This window comes from Sphingobium sp. TomTYG65 (assembly GCF_055395525.1).
Genome location: NZ_AP027330.1, coordinates 650,095 through 672,425, shown reverse-complemented (window position 1 = coordinate 672,425; position 22,331 = coordinate 650,095). Strand labels below are relative to the sequence as shown.

24 protein-coding genes are annotated in these 22,331 nt (G+C 62.1%); 16 read left to right on the top strand and 8 right to left on the bottom strand.

Annotated features, from left to right (window positions below; all coding sequences use genetic code 11):
- Positions 1 to 30: 30 nt before the first annotated feature.
- Genes ACZ5Y5_RS03390 through ACZ5Y5_RS03380 form a run of 3 tightly spaced genes read right to left on the bottom strand, consistent with a single transcriptional unit; the run spans position 31 to position 2,611 of the window.
- Entirely contained in the window at positions 31 to 1,338 is a 1,308-nt protein-coding gene (locus tag ACZ5Y5_RS03390) for an SPOR domain-containing protein (RefSeq protein ID WP_464809794.1), read from the bottom strand.
- Between the two features lie 13 nt (positions 1,339 to 1,351).
- The gene (locus ACZ5Y5_RS03385; protein WP_464809793.1) at positions 1,352 to 1,870 is read right to left on the bottom strand and encodes a hypothetical protein; all 519 of its coding nucleotides are present in this window, start codon (positions 1,868 to 1,870) and stop codon (positions 1,352 to 1,354) included.
- 18 nt (positions 1,871 to 1,888) lie between these two features.
- The gene (locus ACZ5Y5_RS03380; protein ID WP_464809792.1) at positions 1,889 to 2,611 is read right to left on the bottom strand and encodes an AAA family ATPase; all 723 of its coding nucleotides are present in this window, start codon (positions 2,609 to 2,611) and stop codon (positions 1,889 to 1,891) included.
- 185 nt (positions 2,612 to 2,796) lie between these two features.
- Between ACZ5Y5_RS03380 and ACZ5Y5_RS03375 the strand changes: the two genes are divergently transcribed.
- The 3 genes from ACZ5Y5_RS03375 to purU all read left to right on the top strand — a co-directional run bounded on the left by ACZ5Y5_RS03375 (position 2,797) and on the right by purU (position 5,868).
- On the top strand, positions 2,797 to 3,837 hold the full coding sequence (locus ACZ5Y5_RS03375) for an SPOR domain-containing protein (RefSeq protein WP_464809791.1): 1,041 nt from the start codon (positions 2,797 to 2,799) through the stop codon (positions 3,835 to 3,837).
- A 75-nt stretch (positions 3,838 to 3,912) separates the two neighbouring features.
- Positions 3,913 to 4,932, top strand: coding sequence for a 2-oxoadipate dioxygenase/decarboxylase family protein (locus ACZ5Y5_RS03370; RefSeq protein WP_464809790.1), 1,020 nt, complete (start codon positions 3,913 to 3,915; stop codon positions 4,930 to 4,932).
- A 96-nt stretch (positions 4,933 to 5,028) separates the two neighbouring features.
- A complete protein-coding gene (gene purU, locus ACZ5Y5_RS03365; RefSeq protein WP_464810459.1) occupies positions 5,029 to 5,868 on the top strand; it encodes a formyltetrahydrofolate deformylase in 840 nt (279 codons plus the stop codon).
- Positions 5,869 to 6,420: 552 nt separating this feature from the next.
- Here purU and ACZ5Y5_RS03360 read toward each other — a convergent pair.
- The 4 genes from ACZ5Y5_RS03360 to ACZ5Y5_RS03345 form a co-directional block, all read right to left on the bottom strand.
- On the bottom strand, positions 6,421 to 6,633 hold the full coding sequence (locus ACZ5Y5_RS03360) for a DUF2093 domain-containing protein (protein WP_464809789.1): 213 nt from the start codon (positions 6,631 to 6,633) through the stop codon (positions 6,421 to 6,423).
- Positions 6,633 to 8,036, bottom strand: coding sequence for an NAD(P)H-dependent flavin oxidoreductase (locus tag ACZ5Y5_RS03355; protein WP_464809788.1), 1,404 nt, complete (start codon positions 8,034 to 8,036; stop codon positions 6,633 to 6,635). The genes ACZ5Y5_RS03360 and ACZ5Y5_RS03355 overlap by 1 nt, the downstream gene beginning before the upstream one ends.
- Positions 8,037 to 8,132: 96 nt before the next feature.
- Positions 8,133 to 9,275 (bottom strand): glycosyltransferase, encoded by a 1,143-nt coding sequence (locus ACZ5Y5_RS03350; protein ID WP_464809787.1) that lies wholly within the window; start codon positions 9,273 to 9,275, stop codon positions 8,133 to 8,135.
- The gene (locus tag ACZ5Y5_RS03345) at positions 9,268 to 10,137 is read right to left on the bottom strand and encodes an alpha/beta fold hydrolase (protein WP_464809786.1); all 870 of its coding nucleotides are present in this window, start codon (positions 10,135 to 10,137) and stop codon (positions 9,268 to 9,270) included. Before ACZ5Y5_RS03345 ends, ACZ5Y5_RS03350 begins: the two co-directional genes overlap by 8 nt.
- Positions 10,138 to 10,211: 74 nt before the next feature.
- Here ACZ5Y5_RS03345 and ACZ5Y5_RS03340 point away from each other — a divergent pair, with 74 nt between their 5' ends.
- From ACZ5Y5_RS03340 to ACZ5Y5_RS03305, 8 genes are all read left to right on the top strand, one after another.
- Positions 10,212 to 11,606, top strand: coding sequence for a protein adenylyltransferase SelO family protein (locus ACZ5Y5_RS03340; RefSeq protein WP_464809785.1), 1,395 nt, complete (start codon positions 10,212 to 10,214; stop codon positions 11,604 to 11,606).
- A gap of 67 nt (positions 11,607 to 11,673) precedes the next feature.
- Positions 11,674 to 13,107, top strand: coding sequence for a succinylglutamate-semialdehyde dehydrogenase (gene astD, locus ACZ5Y5_RS03335; RefSeq protein ID WP_464809784.1), 1,434 nt, complete (start codon positions 11,674 to 11,676; stop codon positions 13,105 to 13,107).
- A gap of 130 nt (positions 13,108 to 13,237) precedes the next feature.
- A complete protein-coding gene (cobA, locus tag ACZ5Y5_RS03330) occupies positions 13,238 to 14,026 on the top strand; it encodes a uroporphyrinogen-III C-methyltransferase (RefSeq protein WP_464809783.1) in 789 nt (262 codons plus the stop codon).
- Entirely contained in the window at positions 14,023 to 14,319 is a 297-nt protein-coding gene (locus ACZ5Y5_RS03325) for a DUF2849 domain-containing protein (RefSeq protein WP_464809782.1), read from the top strand. Before cobA ends, ACZ5Y5_RS03325 begins: the two co-directional genes overlap by 4 nt.
- Before the next feature lie 3 nt (positions 14,320 to 14,322).
- Positions 14,323 to 15,954 carry a nitrite/sulfite reductase gene (locus ACZ5Y5_RS03320; RefSeq protein WP_464809781.1) on the top strand — a complete coding sequence of 544 codons (1,632 nt, stop codon included), beginning with the start codon at positions 14,323 to 14,325 and terminating at the stop codon, positions 15,952 to 15,954.
- Positions 15,947 to 16,387 (top strand): DUF934 domain-containing protein, encoded by a 441-nt coding sequence (locus tag ACZ5Y5_RS03315; protein ID WP_464809780.1) that lies wholly within the window; start codon positions 15,947 to 15,949, stop codon positions 16,385 to 16,387. Before ACZ5Y5_RS03320 ends, ACZ5Y5_RS03315 begins: the two co-directional genes overlap by 8 nt.
- Positions 16,380 to 17,171, top strand: a complete 792-nt coding sequence (locus ACZ5Y5_RS03310; RefSeq protein ID WP_464809779.1) for a phosphoadenylyl-sulfate reductase — start codon at positions 16,380 to 16,382, stop codon at positions 17,169 to 17,171. The genes ACZ5Y5_RS03315 and ACZ5Y5_RS03310 overlap by 8 nt, the downstream gene beginning before the upstream one ends.
- 131 nt (positions 17,172 to 17,302) lie before the next feature.
- Positions 17,303 to 17,695 (top strand): MAPEG family protein, encoded by a 393-nt coding sequence (locus ACZ5Y5_RS03305; protein WP_464809778.1) that lies wholly within the window; start codon positions 17,303 to 17,305, stop codon positions 17,693 to 17,695.
- A 45-nt stretch (positions 17,696 to 17,740) separates the two neighbouring features.
- Here the strand turns inward: ACZ5Y5_RS03305 and ACZ5Y5_RS03300 are convergent, their stop codons facing one another.
- Complete coding sequence (locus tag ACZ5Y5_RS03300; RefSeq protein WP_464809777.1) at positions 17,741 to 19,225, bottom strand: replicative DNA helicase; 1,485 nt, start codon at positions 19,223 to 19,225, stop codon at positions 17,741 to 17,743.
- A 118-nt stretch (positions 19,226 to 19,343) separates the two neighbouring features.
- On the opposite strand from ACZ5Y5_RS03300, the gene ACZ5Y5_RS03295 reads away from it, so the two are divergent.
- The 5 genes from ACZ5Y5_RS03295 to ACZ5Y5_RS03275 are packed head-to-tail and all read left to right on the top strand — an operon-like array spanning position 19,344 to position 22,326.
- Positions 19,344 to 19,826, top strand: a complete 483-nt coding sequence (locus ACZ5Y5_RS03295; RefSeq protein ID WP_464809776.1) for a UPF0262 family protein — start codon at positions 19,344 to 19,346, stop codon at positions 19,824 to 19,826.
- Positions 19,827 to 19,859: 33 nt separating this feature from the next.
- On the top strand, positions 19,860 to 20,525 hold the full coding sequence (locus ACZ5Y5_RS03290; RefSeq protein WP_464810458.1) for a GH25 family lysozyme: 666 nt from the start codon (positions 19,860 to 19,862) through the stop codon (positions 20,523 to 20,525).
- Positions 20,522 to 20,971 carry a cytidine deaminase gene (locus tag ACZ5Y5_RS03285; protein WP_464809775.1) on the top strand — a complete coding sequence of 150 codons (450 nt, stop codon included), beginning with the start codon at positions 20,522 to 20,524 and terminating at the stop codon, positions 20,969 to 20,971. Before ACZ5Y5_RS03290 ends, ACZ5Y5_RS03285 begins: the two co-directional genes overlap by 4 nt.
- Positions 20,972 to 20,973: 2 nt before the next feature.
- Positions 20,974 to 21,528 carry a dCTP deaminase gene (gene dcd / locus ACZ5Y5_RS03280; protein ID WP_464809774.1) on the top strand — a complete coding sequence of 185 codons (555 nt, stop codon included), beginning with the start codon at positions 20,974 to 20,976 and terminating at the stop codon, positions 21,526 to 21,528.
- 45 nt (positions 21,529 to 21,573) lie between these two features.
- Positions 21,574 to 22,326, top strand: a complete 753-nt coding sequence (locus ACZ5Y5_RS03275) for a metallophosphoesterase (protein WP_464809773.1) — start codon at positions 21,574 to 21,576, stop codon at positions 22,324 to 22,326.
- Positions 22,327 to 22,331 lie beyond the last annotated feature (5 nt).

Here is a 22,331-nt window from a genome sequence, read left to right as displayed (position 1 = left end):
GCGGGGCGGTCAAGCCCCGCTTCTGCTGATTCAGCGCGAGGCGAACTGACGCGGCTTGAGTGCCAGAGCCCAGCGCTGAGGCGCTGCGTCAGGAGCGTTTTCGCGCACGAAGCATTGGCCGCGGCGGGCGCGGATTGCTCGGCAGAGGGCAACCGCTTCAGCGCGATCGTTGAAACCGCTGACGGCGAGGCGCGAATAGCTGACGCCATTTACCGTGATCTGGCTGGTAAGTACCGGCAAGGCCGACAGCGCGCTGTTGCGGCGAGCCATGTCGAACCATTTTTCCTTGGCGACCGCGGCATTTTCATAAGCGCCGAGTTGCACGACCCAGTTGCTGTTGCCCCTGCCTTCGGGATGATAGGCGGCCTGTATGCGGCGCGGCGCGAGCGGTGCGCGCACGGCCGCTGGCTGGCGAAAGCTGGCGGCCATCATCGGCGCCTTGGGCGCAGTGAAGGCGGGTGCCGGCGTTTCGGCGGCGATATAGGCAGCCTGCTGAACGGCTTCAGTCTGCGGCATATCGACAGCAGCGACTTCCACGGGCGCGGGCTCGGCGACCGGCTCGGGCGCGACGGCTTGTGCGGCCTGGACCGGCGCAGCCTCGGGCGCGAGCGCGAGAGCAACCGGCTGACCGGCGTCTGCACCGTCGATGGTCACGCCCATCAAACCGGCTATGCGCTGCTGCGCGAATTCGGGGGCAGCGGTCTGCGCCCATTGCGCGATGCGCTGATTGGCGGCGAGCGGCTCTAGATCAAGACCTGCCATCACCCGAGCGTCTTTCCAACGGCCCGCCAGCGCATAGGCATAAGCGAGATTCTGACGCGTGCGCGCGGTGGCCGACGGATCGTGAATGGCTTCGGAAAGAATGCGGACGCCTTCGGACGCGTCCCCGGCCATCGCCATGGCAAGACCATAGTCGCCAGCAGGAACGATGTCGGCATGCGCGGCGAGAAGATCGCGAGCCGCATCGCTCTTGCCAAGCGCCACCTTTACGAGAGCCAGGCTGACGATGGTGCGGGGGTCGCGATTGCCGAGCGTCATCGCGTCCGTGAGCGCGGTCTCGGCCGAGGCGAAGCGCCCGTTGGCCACATAGGCGCGGCCCAGCAACTGGCGATAAGCTGCGTCACGGGGAGCGGCCTGAACCGCCGCCTCGGCTGCAGCGAGCGCACGCGCACCGTCTCGGCCAGCCAGCGCCTTATCGATGGCGGCAGCGGCGCGATCATCGCCCGACTTTACCGGAGCGATAGCAGACGGGCGGAAGGCCGCGCCGGTGCAACCGACCATCGTGGTTCCGACGAGGAGCGACGACAGGGCCGCCTTGGCAAGAGCGTTGCGCTTCATGGCTATGTCCTTCTTACTCTGCTTCGTCGCGCGGCAGTTGCTGCGCGAGCCGGTCAATCTCCGGCAAGCTGGCGAGGAATATGTCGAGCGCTTCGGTGACCATCTGCTGCGATGAGCGGCCCACAACAGCGCTGGCAAGGCGAAGCTTCAGATGGCGATCGGCGTCGAGGCGGAGCGTGAAGGCGGCCTTGCGCCCCTTCGCGGCCGGGCGAGCGGCTGGAGCGATCGTCTTGACCGCTTCCTCCATACGTTCCGCCAATTCTTCGCGCGCCATGACGACGGGCGGCACGGGAGCAGCTGCGGGCGGCTGAGTCATCGGCGTGAGGCCGACGACTGCGCGAGGCTCCGCCGGTACGGGCTCAGGCTCCGTGACGTCAAAGCCCATGTCATTCCAGCCGAGATCGTCCTGCATCAGGGCTGCGTTCGCCTGGCGTCCGAACCCCATGACGGGGCGGCGCATGGCAGGCTGGGCTGCGCCCTTGCGAGCAAGAAGACCGGAGGTCAGCGAAGCGAGTGGCTTAGGTTCGGCCATGATGTCTTCCCTTCCCTCTTACTGGCCCACGACGCGGCGGCCGAAACCACCCGTCGCCGGGCGAACTGCACCGGAGGTGCCTGCTGTGCCGTTGGGCACGGAAAAGACAGTGCGGCGGAAATTCTTTTCCAGGCGATCAGAGACGTAGCTCCAGAGCTGCGTGACCTCGCCTGCGGAGCGGCCGTTAGGGTCGACCTCCATCACGGTGCGACCATCGATCATCGACGCGGCGAAATCCGTGCGATGATGCAGCGTTACCGGGGCAACGGTGCCGTGCTGCGACAGCGCGACGGCGGCTTCGGAAGTGATCCGCGCCTTTGGGGTCGCGGCGTTGACAACGAAGATCAGCGGTTTGCCAGCGCGATCGCAAAGATCGACCGTGGCGCCAACCGCGCGAAGGTCGTGGGGGCTGGGGCGCGTCGGCACCACGATCAGTTCGGCAACGGAAATAACGCTCTGGATGGCCATGGTTATGGCCGGCGGCGTATCGATGACGGCCAGCTTGAAGCCCTGCTGACGCAGGATTTCCAGATCGGCTGCAAGGCGCGCAACAGTCGTCTGTGCGAAAGCGGGATATTCCGCCTCACGTTCGTTCCACCAGTCGGCAAGTGATCCTTGGGGGTCGATGTCGATAAGGACGACTGGCCCTGCGCCAGCCATCTGAGCCTGCACAGCCAGGTGGCCAGACAGGGTGGTCTTGCCCGATCCACCCTTTTGCGATGCCAATGCGAGTATGCGCACGCGCGTTTCCCCCAGAAAATCCAATTCCGCATTGGAGTGCCATGAGGGCGCCTAAGAATTGGTTAACAGCACGCAATCCCTGTGGCAGGCCGCGAAACGCTATCGAGCATCCGGTTATTAGTGCTAAGTTGCCGTTAACCTTGTTAGATCATAGGCTATGGCAAAGCTGTCCTTTTCAGGAGCACATGCACATGAAGCATATCTGGGGCATCCTGGCCGCCGCAACGATGCTGAGCCTGGCGCCGCCGGCCCTTGCCGATGTCAAGGCCGGTGTCGATGCCTGGCAACAGGGCGATTATGACAAGGCAGTCTCTGTCTGGCGTCCGCTCGCCCAGGCTGGCGACCCCGATGCACAGTTCAACATGGGCCAGGCTTATAAACTGGGCCGCGGCGTGAAGGCCGATATGACCGCCGCCATCGATTGGTATCGTAAAGCGGCGGCGCAGGGCCATGTGCGTGCGGAAGATAATCTGGGGCTGCTGATGTTCCAGCAGGGGGACCGGGCGAGCGCCCTGCCCTATTTGCAGCGTTCAGCGGCAAGAGGGGAGCCACGCGCACAATATATCGTCGGCACCGCTCTGTTTAACGGTGATCTTGCGGCGAAGAACTGGCCGCGCGCCTATGCGCTGATGACACGGGCATCGGCGGCAGGATTGGCTCAGGCTACAGCCAGCCTCAAACAGATGGACAAATATATCCCGGCCGATCAGCGTGAGCAGGGCCTCGCCCTCGCTCGAGAGATGGGTCAGAAGGAGGTGACGGCGCTTGCGGAGGCTAATGGCCGCACGTCCAGCATGCCTGTCACGCGGGACGGGCCGCCCCCGCTCGCCACCGCAACGCTGCCGGCCGCTCCGGATGCAGACAAGCCTGCTTCGCCGAAAGCTGTTGTGAAGTCTAAGCCCGTCGCCTCCAAAGCGGTTGCGGCTGTCGAAGCGCCGAAAGCATCGGTTCCCAAGGCGCCTGCCAAGACAGAGGTTCCTCGCGCGGCGGCGAGCGGCGGCTGGCGCGTCCAGTTGGGCGCGTTCAGCGAAGAGGGCCGTGCGCGGGCGCTTTGGAACAGCCTGCGGGGCAAGGTTTCTGGTCTTTCCGCTTATCAGCTGTTTCTGGTGAAGGGCGGCGCGGTGACCAAGTTGCAGGCGGGACCCTTGGCCAGCAATGCTGAAGCCACACGGCTTTGCGGCGCGATCAAGGCGGCTGGCGCAGACTGCATGCCCCGGAAAATGTGATTTGATCGAGGCTGCGGCCTCTTGGCAGTTCAAGAGCCACGAGCGATAACAGACGCTCTGTCTGTGGAGCGCGTCATGACCGTGGCAAGTGAACAGGGGCATATCGCCGGGCTCGTCCAAGCGGTGCTGGGGCAAGCTGCTGCCCGGCAAGTCATGGCGGCTCTGACCATCGCCCCATCATTGCTGGAGGAACGAGGTCCGGCCGTGTCGCGGGCGGCGCTTGCGATGGCTATGAACGTCGTCCTGTTTCATGGCCTTCTTGAGCGAGTTCCGAGCGGAGCAGCCTATGTTGCGGATACGCTTGCGCGCGGCGGCAAGGTGATGTTCGACCATGGCGCATTGCGAACGGTTCGCCTGGCCGATGGGCCGACCGGCGCCCTGCCCGCTGGCGAAGACGCTTTCACGCGCATCTTCTTGCCCTTGGGTTACTGCCTCGCGGGCGTCTATCCGCTCGACCGGCTGAAAATGACCGGCCGGGCTTATGCCCACGCGGACGCATCGGAAGATATTCCGCAATTCTTCCTGTCCGAACTGCATGTTGATCGATTTGACGCCGATTTTGCCGAGGCCGCGGCCCGGACTTTCGGGACTTCGCGCGATCCGCTGGACGCTGACAGCATAAGACTTCTCGAAAGCTATGCTCAGGGAGAACCGGTGGGCTTCGACCAAGCCGTGGCGGCCCTGCCTGTGCTGGTATCGGCATTCGACCGGCAGCATGATCCCGTCACGCTGGAGGATTATGAGCTGTTGCTGTCGAGGTCTCATGAAGCGGCCTGGATCGCTACGGAAGGCAACGCCTTCAATCACGCCACCGATCGGGTAACGGACGTTGCCGCGCTGGCCGACCGGCTGAAGGGCGAGGATTGGCCGATCAAGGACAAGATCGAAATATCCCGCACTGGGCGCGTTCGCCAGACGGCGTTGCGGGCAGATCCCGTTGAACGAATGTTCGCGGGCAGAAACCTCCGAGAAGTGCCCGGATCATTTTACGAATTTATCAGCCGAGACATCGATCCGGAGACAGGAAGGTTGGACCTGTCCTTCGACGCAGGCAACGCCACCGGCATTTTCGCGATGACGAGCGTGAAGGGCTGATCCCTTTAACGGCTTGATCATGCAGCCACCATAGGGCAACGGCGTTCCCGATCATTGGCGGAGGCGTTCTTGAACAATCCGGTTGTCCCTTCCTGGGTGCTGACGCTCGTCTGCGCCGACCGCGTCGGCATCGTTGCTGCCGTTAGCCAGTTTCTGGCGGAACGAGGCGGCTTCATCACGGACAGCCAGCAATATGCCGATCGGGAAGCAGGCCGCTTCTTCATGCGAGTGGCGTTCGAGGCGACCGATGGGCGAATGGCGGACACCGAGAGGCTGCAGGCCGAGTTCGAGGCCATCGGGACGCGCTTCGACATGGACTGGCGGATGACGCCGGCGAATGAAAAGCCGCGCATGCTGCTCGCCGTGTCGAAAGGATCGCATTGCCTGGCCGACCTGCTGCACCGCTGGCAGACGGGCACGCTGGCGATAGATATCATGGGGGTGGTGTCCAACCATCCCGACATGCGGCGCATCACCGAATGGCACGGCATTCCTTATCATGAACTGCCACCCAATGGGGACAAGGCCGCGCAGGAAGCGGCTTTGCTGGAGATTTTCGGCAGGACGCGGTCGGACTATCTGATCCTGGCCCGCTACATGCAGGTATTGTCAGAAGAGCTTGTCGGGCGGCTTGAGGGGCGTTGCATCAACATTCATCACAGCTTCCTGCCCGGCTTCAAGGGAGCGCGTCCCTATCACCGGGCGCATGAGCGCGGCGTCAAGCTGATCGGTGCGACGGCGCATTTCGTTACGGCGGATCTCGATGAAGGACCAATCATCGAGCAGGCAGTCGAGCGGGTGGACCACCGCGCGACAGCGGAAGACATGATCCGCATCGGCCGGGATATCGAAGCGCAGGTGCTGGCCCGGGCGGTCGGGTGGATCGCCGACCGCCGGGTGCTGCTGAACGGTGGTAAGACCGTCGTTTTCCGCTGATCAAAGGCCGAGGCGCGCCCAGAAGTCGTCGGGCGCTATCGCCGCATTCGCTGGCACGGCGGACGTCCGGGACCAGGAGGAGTGGGGCAGGTAAATGTCGCGCCGCCGGTCGGAAGGGCGCTTGTGCTGTGAGCGAACAGATTTGCGGGTCATCGTTTTTCTCCATTTGCGGAGGAACACGAAACCTTGCGTGGTCGCATCATGGCCGTGCGCTTTAGCCGTTGTTGACGCGGAGCAAGCTGACATCCTTCAAAAGCCGCGGAGCATGGCGCTCACGAACTTATCTACTCATTCAATTGAGAAAGGGAACATAGCTTTGCTTTAGCAGCCGAGACTGCCGCTATTGGCCAGCGCTCGAGCGTACCGGTCCGCTTAGAAGAGGATATTGTAAATGAACCAGCCCACGATCAGAAAGCTGGTGGCGACGCAAATTCGATCGCCATAGATATCTATCCGCGACATCGCTGACATCCTTCCGCATGCGGCGATCTTTGTCGCCTGCTTGCAGAGGATAACGCAGCAATGCGCAGAAGGGAACAGAAAGGATGAAGGTCAGACGGTCTGAAGGCCGCGGTGGCGGAGGAAGGATTGTGTCGCTTCCACGGGGCCGCGATAGGCTTCCTGGAACTCCGCGCTCCAATATTTAAGATCGTCGAGATCGATGCGCGCGCCCGAGACAGCACAGAGAACGAACTGCCCAGGGCGCACGATGTCGAAATGCGGTGTGTGATATTCCAGCACCGCCAATCCTTGAATATCCGCCATCAGTGGCCCGTCAGGATGCGATCGACCAGCTGCTTCACGGTGGGCACGAAGCCGTTGGAATAGAAGGGATCCTGCTTGAACTTGTAGGCGCCATGGCCCGCGAACAGCAGATTCTTGTCAAGGTCGCCGCCATGGACAGCTTCCTGCAACGATTTCTGAATGCAGAAGCTGCGCGGATCGGCGAGGCGACCAGTCGAGTTGGTCTCGCTATCCATCCAGCTGGAGAAAGCGCACTGGCTGAGGCAGCCCATGCAGTCGGTCTGATCCTTGCGGATTTCGCCCTTTTCCTCTTCGGTGACAAATACCAACGTGTTGTCCGGCGTCTTGAGCGCGGAGGTGAAGCCCTGCCCCACCCACTCCCGGGCGCGTAGCAGGTCGCCACGCGTGACCCAGAAATTCTTGCCCTTCACGCCCGCATCGAGCTGATGCGTATGGTCACCCGCCTGTTCGGTGCTGAACGGAACCTGCCGTTCCGACCGGGCTTCCAGCTGGCGCAAGAAGGGATTTCGAACCGCCGAACTGTAAAAGCCAGTGGGCGAGAAGCGGTGGAGCAGCACATCGCCGGGCTCAAGCTGCGTCAGACGCTGCTTCCACTCGTCCGGGATCGGGCTTTCCTGAGTGAGAAGCGGACGCGTGCCGAACTGGAAGGCGATCGCGCCCAGTTCTGGATTGTCGATCCAGTCGTTCCAATCCTTGAGATGCCAAACGCCGCCCGCCATGACGATCGGCACATCGTCGGAAATGCCGCCCTCGCGCATAGTCGCGCGCAGATCGCGGACGCGGGGATAGGGGTCCTGCGGCTGTCGCGGATCTTCGGCGTTGGACAGGCCGTTGTGGCCGCCCGCCAGCCAGGGGTCTTCATAGACGACCGCGGCCAGCCATTCCGAAGCCTTTGAATAGGCGCGTTTCCAAAGGGCGCGGAAGGCACGACCGGAGCTGACGATAGGAAGATAGCTGACGCCGTAGGAAGCCGCGATTTCACTCAGCTTGTAGGGCATCCCTGCGCCGCAGGTGACGCCCGCAACCATGCCCCTGGTCTTTTCAAGGACGCCGTGCAGCACACGCTGGGCGCCCCCCATCTCCCACAGCACGTTGATGTTGATCGCGCCCTTACCGCCCGCAATCTCAAAGGCGCGCTTCACTTGCTCAACAGCGCCGTCGATAGCGTAAGCGATCAGTTCTTCGTGGCGATCGCGGCGAGTGCGGCCATGATAGATTTGCGGGATGACATTGCCCATGCTGTCATAGCTGTCGGCGTTCACCGCCGAAACGGTGCCGATACCGCCTGCCGCAGCCCAAGCTCCCGAGCTGGCGTGATTGGATACGGCGACGCCCTTCCCGCCTTCGACCAGCGGCCAGACTTCACGACCACCATAGATGATGGGCTTCAAACCCTTGAACAACGCAATCTCCCGCGCAAAAAGCTGCTGGGTCCCCGATCGGATAAAAGCCGCTCTATAGCAGCTTTCGTGACCGATGACGAATATCCGGGGCGCGCCCTACCGCAAAATATGGGGGCTGGATAGTGCCTGTCCATATAGGGCGGCATAAGCATCGACCATTGCGGCTTCGTTAAAATCCCGTTCAGCACGATGGCGGTTGGCTTCACCCAGACGCGTACGAAGCTCTGCGCTGTCGGCTAGGTCTTTCAAGGCAGCCGAGAGCGCCGCTTCGTCAGGCACGATAAAGGACTGATTTTCCGGCGCGATCATCTGTGCGACGTCACCAACGTTCATCGAGGCCACTGGCAATCCCGCCGCCATTGCCTCCACGAGCGAAATCGGGAACTGCTCACTGTCGGAGGACAGCGCAAAAATATCGAGCGCTCCCAAGAAACGCCATGGGTCGGAAAGGAAGCCCGGCATGCAGATGTCATCGAGCCCATGCCGCTCCGCCTCGGCCAGGATCGAATCCCGTTCCGGGCCGTCGCCAACAATCACTAGTTGCAGCCGGTCTCGATGAGGCGCGACGGCGCGTACCAGGCGAGGGATATTCTTGACGGGGCGCAGTCCAGCCAAAGTGCCGACAAGCAGCTTGCCCGGCGACCGCATCAGGCCGGGGATCGCGTCAGCAGCAACCGGCCCGGCATATCGCTCGACATCGATACCGTTGCGGATCAGATGAACCTTCGACGCAGGCTGTTTCCAGATCGTACGCGCAATCCCGTCCAGGCGGATCGAAGGCACGACCACGGCCCTCGCCCGCTGAAGCGCGAGGCGGCGATAGAGGTTGCGTTCCGTCTTCAGCCGTTCGGCTTCCTCTATGTTGAACCCGTCTTCATGGTGAATAAGCGGCGGCATCCGTAGAAAGGGCGAGCAGAAGCGGTGAGCCATGACCGCATCCATCGCACCCCAATTATAGGTCAGCACCAGATCGAAGCCGGACAGAAACCGACCGAGCGCACGGAAGCGCATCGGGCCGGGCCGGCCGGTGAGCGGCGGGGATTCGGGAAAGCTGACCGAAACAGACGGATCGATCGCCGCGCGCGCGCCCATGGCTTGAGGCGCGGCACTGACGATCATGTGCTGAGCCCGGTCGCCCCAGAGGTTCATCAGGCGCACAGCGCGCGCTTCCTTCCCGCCAAGCGAGAAGCTGCCATGCACGTGCAGCAGCCGGGGCGGCCGCTGGGAAATGTCAGCCATGCAGAACCCGCGAGAGCAAGCGGTCAATTGCGGCGGCGGCTTCCGGTTCGTCCAGCACTGGAACATGGCCGACGTAGGGGACAGTGACGAGTTCTGCGCTCGGCCCGATTTCCGCCGCCATCCGCTGCGCGGTTGCGGCGCTGAGCAGGTCGGATCGCTCGCCGCGCAATATCAACGTCGGAACATCGCTGAAGGCCTTCATGACAGGCCACATATCAACGCCCGCCTCTCCGCCGGCCATGCGCAACGGCTCCGCAACGCGCATGTCATAGTCAAGCACGACGCGGCCGCCGCTGTTGAGCCGGTAAAGGCGTTTGGCCATGGCCAGCCATTCCTCCAGCCCGTAGCGGGGATAGATGTCGCGGTTCGCCTCCTCCAGCGCGCGGGCGGCCTGGACCCAGCTCTGGTGTGACTGGCCGACACCCACAGAAGTTCGGATGCGGTCGAGCCCGGCCTGCTCCAACTTCGGACCGACGTCGTTGAGAATCGCGCCTGCGAGCCATTCCTTGTGTGTCGCAGCAATCAACATGGTGATGAAGCCGCCAAGCGAAGTGCCCACGGCAACGAAACGGGTGATGGCCAGGTCGGCCAGAAGGCGGCTGATATCCTGGAGATAGGTGAGCGGGACATAGGTCATCGGATCTTTCGCCTGCGCGCTTTCGGCGCGACCGCGCATGTCGGGGCAGATCAGTCGCCATTCACCGGCGAGACGCTCTGCCAGCGGTTCAAAGTCCCGAGCGTTCCGCGTCAGGCCAGGGAGGCAAAGCAGCGGCGGCCGGCCATCGTCACCGCCGGCATAGTCCCGATAATGAAGCCTGAGGCCATCGGGGGACCACCAATATCCGTCGGTGAATTTGGTCAACGGTCGTGCGCCCTCATTTACATGGGTTTGTGGCAGCGGTTGCAACTTCCTACCCTGCTCCCCCATATCGCCGCATGGACAAATCCTCGCAAGCCACCAGATACATTCCGGCAAAGGAAATATTCGATCTCCAGCCGGACTTTGCCGATGACGTCGCGGCCGCCAATTTTCCGCAGACGATCCTACGTTTCCGGAATGACAGAGCGGCGGCGAGCGTGGGCCTGGAAGGGCTGACGGATGAGGAATGGGTAAGGCATTTCGGGCGGTTCGAGCCTTTGGCGGATAATCTGCCGCAGCCGCAGGCGCTCCGTTATCATGGGCACCAGTTCCGGGCCTATAATCCCGATATCGGCGATGGGCGCGGGTTCCTGTTTGCACAATTGCGGGATAAAGCGGGGCGGCTGCTGGATCTGGGCACCAAGGGATCGGGGCAGACACCCTATAGCCGGTTCGGCGACGGTCGGCTGACGCTGAAAGGCGGCGTGCGCGAAATATTGGCGACCGAAATGCTGGAGGCGCTGGGCGTCAATACGTCCAAGACCTTCTCGCTGATCGAGACGGGCGAGGCGCTGGAGCGCAATGACGAGCCCTCCCCTACCCGCGCAGCGGTGATGGTACGTCTCAGCCATTCGCATATCCGCATCGGCTCGTTTCAAAGGGCCGCTTACTTCGATGACAAGGCGTTGCTGGAGCGGCTGACGGACTATGCTCTGAGAAAGCTCTATGCCGAGGAGCCAGGAAATAACGCCCCGGCACAGTTGCTAGGCCGCGTGGTCGAGCGGACGGCGGATCTGGCGGCAAGCTATATGGTCGCGGGCTTCGTCCATGGCGTGCTGAATAGCGACAATATCAATGTGACAGGCGAGAGCTTCGACTATGGGCCGTGGCGCTTCACGCCGTTGTGGCAGCCCGGCTTTACCGCAGCCTATTTCGATCATGCAGGCCTTTATGCCTTCGGACGGCAGGCAGAAGCGATCCATTGGGATGTGGCGCAACTCGCAGTATCGCTGAGGCCTCTGGTGGAAGCGGAGCCGCTGATCGAGCAACTGGAACGCTTCCCGCAGCTTTTTGGCGAAGCGATGGTGCGCCGTTTCTGCTGGCGGCTAGGCCTTGTCCCCTCGGGCGATGCCAATGCCATGATCCAAGCTGCCGTGCGGGCGATGGCGGCAACTGAAACGCCGATCGACCGGTTCTTTTTTGACTGGCGCGGCGGCGACCCGCGTGAGGGAACGGATTATTCTGGGCAGGATTGGGCGGCATTCCGCGATGCTGTCGCCGGGTTCGAGGCGCGTGAAAAGGAGGAGCATCCCTATTGGCAGGACGCTGCGCCTTGTTCGATGCACATCGATGAAGTCGAGGCAATCTGGAGTGCGATCGCAGATAGGGATGATTGGGGACCATTGCACGCCAAGGTTGCGGCGGTGAGAAGGATGGGCGAGGCGATGGGCGTTGGTCCGGTGGTGCCGTGACTTTGCTTCAGTGCAGGGAAGTTTGCGAGGCCTTCCCTAACGCGCCATTATCCACCATATCATTTGCATGCCTGCAACGCTGACTTCGACCGAACCCGCCACTGGCGCACTCCTGTGGCAAGGGACTGCCAGCGATGTCGAGGCCGAGGTCGCGCGGGTTCGTGCGGCATGGCCGTCATGGGCCGCTCAGCCGATCGCCTATCGGATCGAGACGCTCCGCCGTTTCGTTAATGTCGTGCGCGCCAATGAGGAAGCGCTGGCGGATCTGATCGCGCGCGAGACCGGCAAACCGCTGTGGGACGCACGGACTGAAGTTACGGCCGTAATGAACAAGGTCGATATCTCAGTCGCGGCTTACTCCGAACGTACGGGCCAGCGGCGGCTGGAGGCGGCCATGGGCGCTCGCCAGTCGGTGCGGCACAAACCGCATGGCGTGATGGCCGTTCTAGGCCCCTATAATTTTCCGGCGCATCTGCCGAACGGGCATATCGTCCCGGCGCTGCTGGCGGGCAACGGCGTGCTGTTCAAGCCTTCCGAAAAGACGCCTGCAGTTGGGGAGATGCTGGTCCGTTTCTGTCACGAGGCGGGCGTACCGCAGGGCGTGGTGCGCCTCGTGCTGGGGGGACCGGATGAAGGCAAGGCGCTGGCAGCGCATGGGGATGTGAATGGCATCCTCTTCACCGGCTCGGCATCGACGGGAATCGCTATCAATCGCCAATTCGCGTCAAATCCGGGCAAGATATTGGCCCTGGAGATGGGCGGCAATAATCCCATCATCGCATGGGATACAGGGGACATAGCGAGCGCCGCGGCCCTGATCGTGCAGTCGGCTTTCCTGTCGAGCGGCCAGCGCTGCACGGCGGCAAGCAGGCTGATCGTGAAGGAAGAGCTGGCCGGCCTGTTGGTCCCGGAAATTAAGAAGATCGCTGACCGGCTGATCGTCGACCATCCCCATGCCGACCCGGCGCCCTTCATGGGACCTGTGATCGACAACCAGGCGGCTGACCAGCTGACGGAAAGTTTCCTCTATCTGATGAGTCATGGCGGCCGGCCGATAAAGCACCTGGTCCGCCTGTCCGAAGAGCGGCCTTTCCTGAGCCCTGCGATCATCGATGTGACTGCGATGGCCGAGCGCCCTGACGTCGAGCTGTTCGGGCCTTTGCTGCAGGTCATTCGGGTGCCGGATTTCCCGGCCGCTATCGCGGAGGCGAATAACAGCCGCTATGGGCTTTCCGCTTCGCTGATCGGAGGATCGCCGGAGCAATATAATCAGTTTTGGGCGAATGTGCGTTGCGGCATCGTGAACTGGAATCGGCCCACGAACGGCGCGTCGTCATCAGCACCTTTCGGCGGGCTCGGCATTTCCGGCAACCACCGGCCGAGCGCCTATTATGCGGCGGATTATTGCGCCTATCCCGTCTCTTCAGCAGAAATCGAGCAGCCGCGCGCGTCCATCGGTGTGGGACTGAAGGATATTGATACGAGCGCCATGGGCGATTGAACCTGGCCACTTCAGATCCCAGCTTTCGCCGGGATGGACAGGAGCGGCGATCAGCCAGCCCAAATTTTCCTACGCGCCGGGCAAAGCATTCTGAATTGAAACGCTTGGACCTTTTCGCCATTTGGCCAGCATGGCCGAAAAAGCACCTGCCACCGTCTTTCTCGTCGGCGCGGGTCCGGGCGATCCGGAACTGCTGACGCTTCGCGCTGCGCGGTTGATCGCGCAGGCGGAGGTGATCGTGCATGACGGGCTGGTGTCGTCCGAGATTCTGGCGATGGCTTCCCCTGGCGCCGAGCTGATCTCGGTTGCGAAACAGCGCAGCCGCCACTCGATGCCGCAGGAAGGGATCAACGCGCTGCTGGTGGAACTGGCCTTAGCCGGACGCTCTGTGGTGCGCTTGAAAGGCGGCGATCCGTTCGTCTTCGGACGCGGCGGCGAGGAAATGGAAGCTTGCCGCACGGCAGGCGTGCCGGTGGAGGTTGTGCCGGGGATCAGCGCGGCGATCGGCTGCGCAGCGCAGGCGCAGCTTCCCCTCACCCATCGCGATGCGGCGAGCGCGGTCAGCTTCGTGGCTGGACAGTGCAAGGGGCTGACGGATCAAGACTGGTCGGGATTGGCGGGCAACGGCCGCACGCTCGTCATCTACATGGGCGTGGCGACGGCGGCGGATATTGCGGACAAGCTGATCGCCGACGGCGTGTCCCCTGCGATCCCGGTGGCTGTGCTGGAAAATGGGACGCGGTCTGACATGCGGACTTTGCGGACGCTGCTTGCCGACCTCGGCGATATGGTCGGGCGGGAAAAAGTAAAAAGCCCAGCCCTGATTGTGGTTGGCGATGTGGCGGCCTATGCGCTGGCGCAGGACGCGTTGGTCGGTTGGGCCGCGCAGATGAACAATGGGGCGGAGATGAATTCGTGAAGATTTTGACCGGCAATGACCTTGGCACCGGCGACGTGATCTGGTGGGCAGGCGACGGCTGGTCGCGGCAGGTCGGCGACTCCGTCGATGTGGGCGAAAAAGGTGAGGAGCTGGCGCGATCGGAAGAGGCTGCGCTACGGGTCGTCGGCGCTTATGTGATCGACGCCACCGTCACTGACGCAGGCGTGCGCCCGGCCCATATCAAGGATCGTATCCGTGCGCTTGGTCCGACCGTGCGTCCCGACCTGACGCTGAAACCGAATGACGCCGATGCCGGCAACTGGGTGATCTGAACCATGTATCGTTACGACAGCTACGACCAGTCCATCGTTGACGCGCGCGTCGAGGAATTCCGTGATCAGGTGCAGCGGCGCCTGGCCGGGCAGCTGACTGAGGATCAGTTCAAGCCGCTGCGGCTGATGAACGGCCTCTATCTGCAGCTGCACGCCTATATGCTGCGCGTGGCCATCCCCTATGGCACGCTGAACGCGCGGCAAATGCGCAAGCTGGGCGAGATCGCGCGCAAATATGACAGGGGCTATGGCCATTTCACCACGCGCACGAACCTCCAGTATAACTGGATCAAGCTGGCCGATGCGCCGGATATTCTGGCGGAACTGGCGACGGTGGAGATGCACGCCATCCAGACCAGCGGCAACTGCATCCGCAATATCTCGTCCGACCAATATGCGGGCGTGTCGGCGGATGAAGTAGCCGACCCACGCCCTTGGGCGGAGCTGCTGCGTCAGTGGTCGACCTTCCATCCGGAATTCACCTACCTGCCGCGCAAGTTCAAGATTTGCGTGATCGCATCCGAAGAGGATCGTGCGGCGATGAAGCTGCACGATATCGGCCTCAAGCTGGTGTCGCGCGATGGGCAGGTCGGCGCGGAAGTCTATGCTGGTGGCGGCATGGGCCGTACTCCGATGGTCGCACCTCTCATCAGGGACTTCGCGCCCGAAGATGAAATCGTGCCATATCTGGAAGCCTGCTTGCGGGTGTATAACCGCTATGGCCGGCGCGACAACAAGTACAAGGCGCGGATCAAGATCCTGGTCCACGAGCTGGGCGTCGAGGAATATAAGCGGCAGGTCGAGGAAGAATTCGCGCATATGCGGGAATTGGGCCTCAACCCGCCGGTGGAGGAACTGGCGCGCATTCGGCCGTTCTTCGCCAACCCGGCTTATGAGCAGGGCCTGAGCGACGAGATCGATCGTGCCGATCCGGCCTTTGCGCTGTGGGTCGATCGTCAGGTAGCCGCGCACAAGCAGCCAGGCTATGCGATCGTCAACATCAGCCTGAAGCCGCGCGGTGGCATCCCGGGCGACGCTTCGGCGGAACAAATCGAGCTGGTGGCGGATCTTGCCGAGCAATATTCGCTCGACGAACTGCGCGTGACCCATGCGCAGAACCTGGTCCTGCCCCATGTGAAGAAGGCGGACCTGTACGCCATCTGGCAGAAGCTGGATGAGGCTGGACTGGCTGAGGCCAATCTGGACCTGATCACCGACATCATCGCCTGCCCCGGCCTTGATTATTGCAGCCTTGCCAATGCGCGGTCGATCCCGCTGGCGCAGAAGCTGTCGGAACGCTTCGCTGACGCTGGCCGCCAGAAGGAACTGGGCGAGCTGAAGGTGAAGATCAGTGGCTGCATCAACGCCTGCGGCCACCACCATGCCGGCCACATCGGCGTGCTGGGCGTCGATCGGAAGGGCGTGGAGAATTTCCAGCTCTCCCTCGGCGGATCGGGCGCGGAAGATGCCAGCGTTGGTCAGATCACAGGGCCCGGCTTCTCGGAAGATGGCGTGGTAGAAGCGATCGAGAAGGTGACGGATCTTTATCTTGCTCAGCGTGAGGAAGGTGAACGCTTCCTCGACACCTATCGCCGCATCGGCATGAAGCCCTTCAAGGAGGCGATCTATGGTTGAGTTCCTGTCTTTTCGCGACGGTGAAGCCACGCAGGAACCCGCCGTGACGGTTGAATCCTTCACCGGCCAGTCCAACTCGACCGCGGTGCGGATCGAAGCGGGCGAGGATGCACGCGAACTGCTGCCCTATATCGACCGGCTGTCGCTGGTTGAGGTGAACTTCCCGGCCTATGGCGACGGGCGCGGCTATTCGGCCGCCCGTATTCTGCGTGAGGCGGGCTATCAGGGCGAACTGCGTGCAGTGGGCGATGTGCTGGTGGACCAGCTTGTCGCCATGCGTCGCTGCGGTTTCGACAGCTTCCGGCCCGACAAGGCGCTGGACGATGCCGCCGTGGAGCGTGCGCTCAATCGTTATGCCGACGTCTATCAAAAGACCGTCGATGGCCGCCGCCCGGTGTGGGCGAAACGGCACCCGGAGAGTGTGAATGGCTGAACCTGCCCGCCAGCTTGACGTCATAGACGCCCGCCCCGCCTTCACCCAGGCGGATGCCGACGCGCTCAACGCGCGGTTCGAAGGCGTGGACGCGCTGGCCATGCTGAAGACCGTCTTTTCCGAAGGGCTGGCCGGCAAAGTCGCAGTTGTGTCGTCGTTCGGCACCGAAAGCGCTGTGCTGCTGGACTTGGTTGCACGGGCTGACAAGACCGTTCCAGTGATCTTTGTCGACACGCTCAAGATGTTTGCGGAAACGCTGAACTATCGGGACACGCTGATCGCTCGGATGGGCTTCACCAACAGCCGTTCGGTGACTCCCGACCCAGAAGTGCTTGCCAAGAAGGACGAGACGGGCTTGCGCTGGTCCTATGATCCCGACGGCTGCTGCGATATCCGAAAGGTCGAGCCCATGAGCCGTGCCAAGCAGGGCCTTGACGCATGGATTTCAGGGCGGAAAGCGTTCCAGTCGACGACGCGCCAGAATATGCCCCGGTTCGAAGTCGAGGACGGTCGCCTGAAGATCAATCCGCTAGGTGATTGGACCAAGGACGATCTGGAAGCCTATTTTGAGGAGCATGACCTGCCGCGCCATCCGCTGGAGGCGCAGGGTTATCTGTCCGTCGGCTGCGAGCCGTGCACGTCCAAGGTGCTGCCGGGCGAAGATCCGCGCGCGGGCCGCTGGCGCGGATGGGACAAGGTGGAATGCGGGATTCACTCGCCCGTCACGCCCATCCCGGTTCCGGTTGCTGATCCGGACGATCCAGCCAATCAGCCGGTCTTCTGATTTAGAAGGCTATCAAATCGAACAACCCTCTCCCGCTCTAGGGAGAGGGTTGTTCCTTATCAGTCCCATAGCCTTACGAAGCGCTTGCCGATAATGTCGCCACCAGAACGATCCTGATGCAGGGGGCGGATATGGCGGTTGAACTGAAGATCCTGGCATGGAGCTGTGTGCTCCTGATGGCGCATATTTTCGCGGCGGCGCACTTCAAGACCAAGCAATATGGGGCGAAATGGAATGTCGGCGCGCGAGACGAGGCGCTTCCGCCTCTGGAGCCTGTAGCCGGGCGGCTGGTGCGAGCGCAGGCGAACTTCTTGGAAACTTACCCGATCGCGATCGTCACCCTGCTAGGTGTCGTTGTTGCAGGTCGGACGAGTGAATGGACGGCCATCGGCGGCTGGCTATGGCTCGCTGCCCGAACGATTTACCTGCCGCTCTACGCCGCTGGTGTGCCGGTCATTAGGACATTCGTCCATCTAGTCGGATTGATCGGCCTGATCCTGGTATTTCAAGCGCTGATCCGGTGAGCGTTCAGCCTTCGACAATCTCCGGAGGATAATGGGCGAGGTGCGTTATTCGTAATCGCCCATATATCCGCCGTCCGCCAAGTCGGAGAAGCGGGTGATCTTGGCGTCGAACTTCATGCGAATGCGCCCGGTAGAGCCGTGGCGCTGCTTCGCGACGATCAGTTCGGCCAAGCCGTAGATGCGCTCCATCTCCTGCGCCCATTCAAGATGCTCCGAACTTTCCTTGTTTCCCGGCTCCTTGGCGGCGACATAATAGTCTTCGCGGAAGACGAACCAGACCATATCGGCGTCCTGCTCGATCGAGCCTGATTCACGAAGGTCGGAGAGCTGTGGACGCTTGTCTTCGCGCTGCTCAACGGCACGGCTGAGCTGCGACAGCGCCAGAACCGGAACGTTAAGCTCCTTCGCCAACGTCTTCAAACCACGAGAAATTTCGGAAATTTCCTGCACGCGGTTGTCGCTGCCCTTGCCGGTCCCCTGAAGCAATTGGAGATAATCGACGATGACGAGCCCGATGTCGTGGCGGCGTTTCAACCGCCGGGCGCGGGTGCGCAGCGCTGCAATGGTAAGGCCGGGCGTATCGTCGATGAACAGCGGCAATTCCTGAAGCTCACGAGCGGCGCGGGAGAGGTTCTGGAAATCAGTGCGGCTGATCTTACCCATGCGTAGCGCTTCGCCGCTGATACCCGACTGTTCGGCCAGAACGCGGGTAGCCAACTGGTCCGCGGACATTTCGAGGCTGAAGAAAGCGGTCTTGGCGCCCATATTTTTTTCCGGCGGAATGCCGTCGGCATGATCCCGCATCCATCGCGAGGCCGCGTTATATGCGATGTTGGTAGCAAGCGAGGTCTTGCCCATACCCGGGCGCCCAGCGAGGATCATGAGGTCCGAATTGTGCAGGCCGCCGATCTTTTCGTTGAGGCTGGCGAGACCGGTCGTGATCCCTGAGACATGACCGCCGCTGTTCAGCGCCCGCTCCGCAACCTGGACGGCCATGGTCGTGGCGGTGGCAAAGCTCTTGACCGAGCCGGTTTCACCTTCGCCTTCCGAGACTTTGTAAAGCGCGACTTCCGCCTGCTCGATCTGCTCGCGGGGATTGACATCTTCGCTGGTATCAAGAGCATTTTCAACGAGTTCTCGCCCAACATTGACAAGCTGGCGCAGCAAAGCGAGGTCATATATTTGGGAAGCAAAGTCACGCGCGCCCAGCAGCGCTGCGCCGTTACCGGTGAGCTGGGCAAGATATCCGACGCCGCCCAGTTCTTTGAGCGCGGGGTCCTGCTCCAGCATCGGCTTGAGTGTGACGGGATTGGCCACCATGTCGCGCTCGACCAGCTTCATAACAGCTTCGTAGATGCGGCCATGGAGCGGCTCGAAGAAATGCTCCGGCTTCAGCTTCAGCTGCACATCTTCCGCTATTCGATTGTCGATCATCAGCGCGCCGAGCAACGCCGCCTCCGCCTCCACATTGCGAGGGAGTCCGGGCGCGCCAGCTTCCGCGGCGGGGTTTATCTGCACCAATTCGACCATGCGCCCCTCATCGCCTTCGGAGCGGCTCGACGCAAGGGGCAAGCTGTGAGCGGATCCGCAAAGCTGTGGAGAACTCCCCTTGCTTTTCCATCGCCGCAGCAGCAGGGACTATGGGCTCATGACCGACCCGCGCATCATAGACATCACGCTCGACGAGCGAACGATTCTGTGGCGTAACGCGGATGTCGAGCAGGAACGGCGGATTGCGATCTTCGACCTGCTGGAGGACAATCATTTCGCTCCTCAACGCGTCCATCCCGACGGATATGCCGGCCCCTATCGCGTGCTGCTGCGCGTCGAGGAAGGACGGCTGGTGATCGAGATCAAGCGGGAAGACGGCGAACCGCTGGAGGCCATCATCCTCAGCCTGGGTCGGTTTCGGCGGCCGATCCGCGAATATTTCGCCATTTGCGACAGCTATTATCAAGCGATCAGCAATGCGTCGCCCCAGCAGATTGAAACGGTGGACATGGCGCGGCGTGCCATCCACAATGACGCGGCGGAGATGCTGATCGATCGGCTGGAGGGCAAGATCAAGGTCGATTTCGATACGGCACGCCGCCTGTTCACGCTCATCTGCGTGCTGCATATCAAGGGGTAAGGGGACATTCGTCAGCATTCTTCAGGCCAGTTTCTGGTCCGCATACTCGCGGGCGCGGCCATCATCGCCTTGTTGGCGGTGGCGCTGTGGGCCTATGCCTGTCGCTGGGCGCCGGGGCGCGACGTCTATCCGGTTCAAGGGGTTTCGGTGGCCGCCGGAAATGGGGCGATCGATTGGGGCACTCTGGCCGCCAATGGAGTGGATTTCGCCTATATTCGCGCGGCGGAAGGCGCACAGGGACGCGACCCCGCCTTTGCCCGCAACTGGTCGGCGGCGCGTTCTTCAGGGCTGCGCTATGGCGCGGTTCTGGACTTCAGCCTTTGCAGACGGGCGGCCGAGCAGGCGACGCGCTTCGTCACGACGGTGCCCCGTGACAATGCTGCCCTGCCCCCGGTAATCAGGCTGGCGTTCGACCCGTCGTGCAAAGCCCGGCCCACGCGTGACGCGGTTCTGTCCGAACTCAACACCTTGGTGAACCTTATCGAAAGCAACGCCGGCAAGCCTGCGCTGATCAATGTTTCCAATGAGTTCGAGGATGAATATGACATCGCGTCCGGAATCAACCGGACGCTGTGGCTGGACGGCAATTTCTTCCCGCCCGATTATGCGACGCGCAAATGGGTGATGTGGACCGCCAATGACATGCGGCACATCGACGGGATCGAAGGGCCAGTAAGATGGGGCGTTGTGGCGCCATGAGCGGGGAAAAGGGCGTCGAGGAACTGGTCGAGGCGGCGCGAGGGGCCATGGGGAACGCCTATGCGCCCTATAGCCGCTTCACCGTTGGTGCTGCCCTGCGGTTGACAGATGGCGCGGTCATCGTCGGCGCGAATTTCGAAAACGCCAGCTATGGCCTGTCGCTCTGCGCCGAAACCGTTGCGCTCGCGGCGGCCAATGCACAAGGGCGGCTGGCCGATGTGGAGGCGATCGCTATAGTCGGCGGCCAAGCCACGCCCGTCACTCCATGCGGCCGGTGCCGCCAGATATTGAACGAGGCGGAGCAGGTGGCGGGACGGCCGATCGCCATCTATTGTGCGTCACCAAGCGGCGATTCTGTGGTGAAGCACAGTCTTACCGAACTTCTACCTTTCGCATTTGGCCCCAGAGATTTGGGCCTTACTTCTTCGAGGAAGAGTCAAGAATAGCCATGTCGATCTTGTCGGATAAATGGATACGCGAACAGGCCCTTTCCTATGGCATGATCGAGCCGTTCGTGGAGAGCCAACGCCGTGACGGCTGCATCAGCTATGGCCTGTCTTCCTATGGCTATGACGCGCGCGTGGCGGACGAATTCAAGATCTTCACCAATGTCGATAGTGCGGTCGTCGATCCGAAGGATTTCGCGGCCAACAGCTTCGTCGATCGCAAGACCGAATGCTGCATCATCCCGCCCAACAGCTTCGCCCTCGCCCGCACGGTGGAATATTTCCGGGTGCCGCGCGATGTGCTGGTGATCTGCCTTGGCAAATCCACCTACGCCCGCTGCGGCATCATCGTGAATGTGACGCCTCTGGAGCCGGGCTGGGAGGGGCATGTCACGCTGGAATTTTCCAACACGACTCCCCTGCCCGCCAAGATTTACGCGAATGAGGGCGCGTGCCAATTCCTGTTCCTGAAGGGGAATGAGCCTTGCGAGGTCAGCTATGCCGACCGGGCGGGCAAATATATGGGGCAGCAAGGCGTCACATTGCCGCGACTCTGACAAGCGTGCGAAGATCGCCAGGATGACCTCCATGCGCGGCCTGCCATGCTGAAATTCCTCCGCCGCAGCGAAGGGCAGAGGCGGTTGCCCACTGTCGGTGAGGACCGGCGCGTCTATGCGATAGGCGACATACATGGCCGCCTGGACCTATTCGACCGGTTGCTTGACTTGATCGAAGTCGACGACGCGCTGCGCTCTCCCCTCCCTTGCCATCTCGTCCTGCTAGGCGATCTGGTGGACCGAGGGCCCCACTCGGCGCAGATGGTGGAGCGCGCCATCGTTCTGCGGGATGCGGCCGATAAGGTGCACCTCATCAAGGGCAATCATGAGGAAGTGTTTATAAGCGCAGCCCGCGGAAGTGCCCAGTTTGCCGGTTACTGCCGACGGATTGGCGGGGTTCAGACGCTGGCCAGCTATGGATTGGACGCCGAGTCATCGGCGGCGATGGCGGATGATGATCTCGCATCCTGGATGCTCAATCATGTTCCGCGGAGCCATATCGATTTCCTCGATAGCTTTGAAGACATGCTCAGGATGGGCGATTATCTGTTCGTCCACGCGGGGATCAGGCCCGGCGTACCGCTGCAGGCTCAGACGGCGGCCGACCTGCACTGGATTCGCGGCGAATTTCTGACCCATCGTGGCGATTACGGCGCGATGGTCGTGCATGGCCACAGCATCACGGCCAAGGTCGATGAACAGCACAACCGGATCGGTATCGATACTGGAGCGTGGAACAGCGGCAAGCTGACGGCTATCGGCCTGCAAGGAACCGAGCGTTGGTTCTTGCAGACCTAGACCGC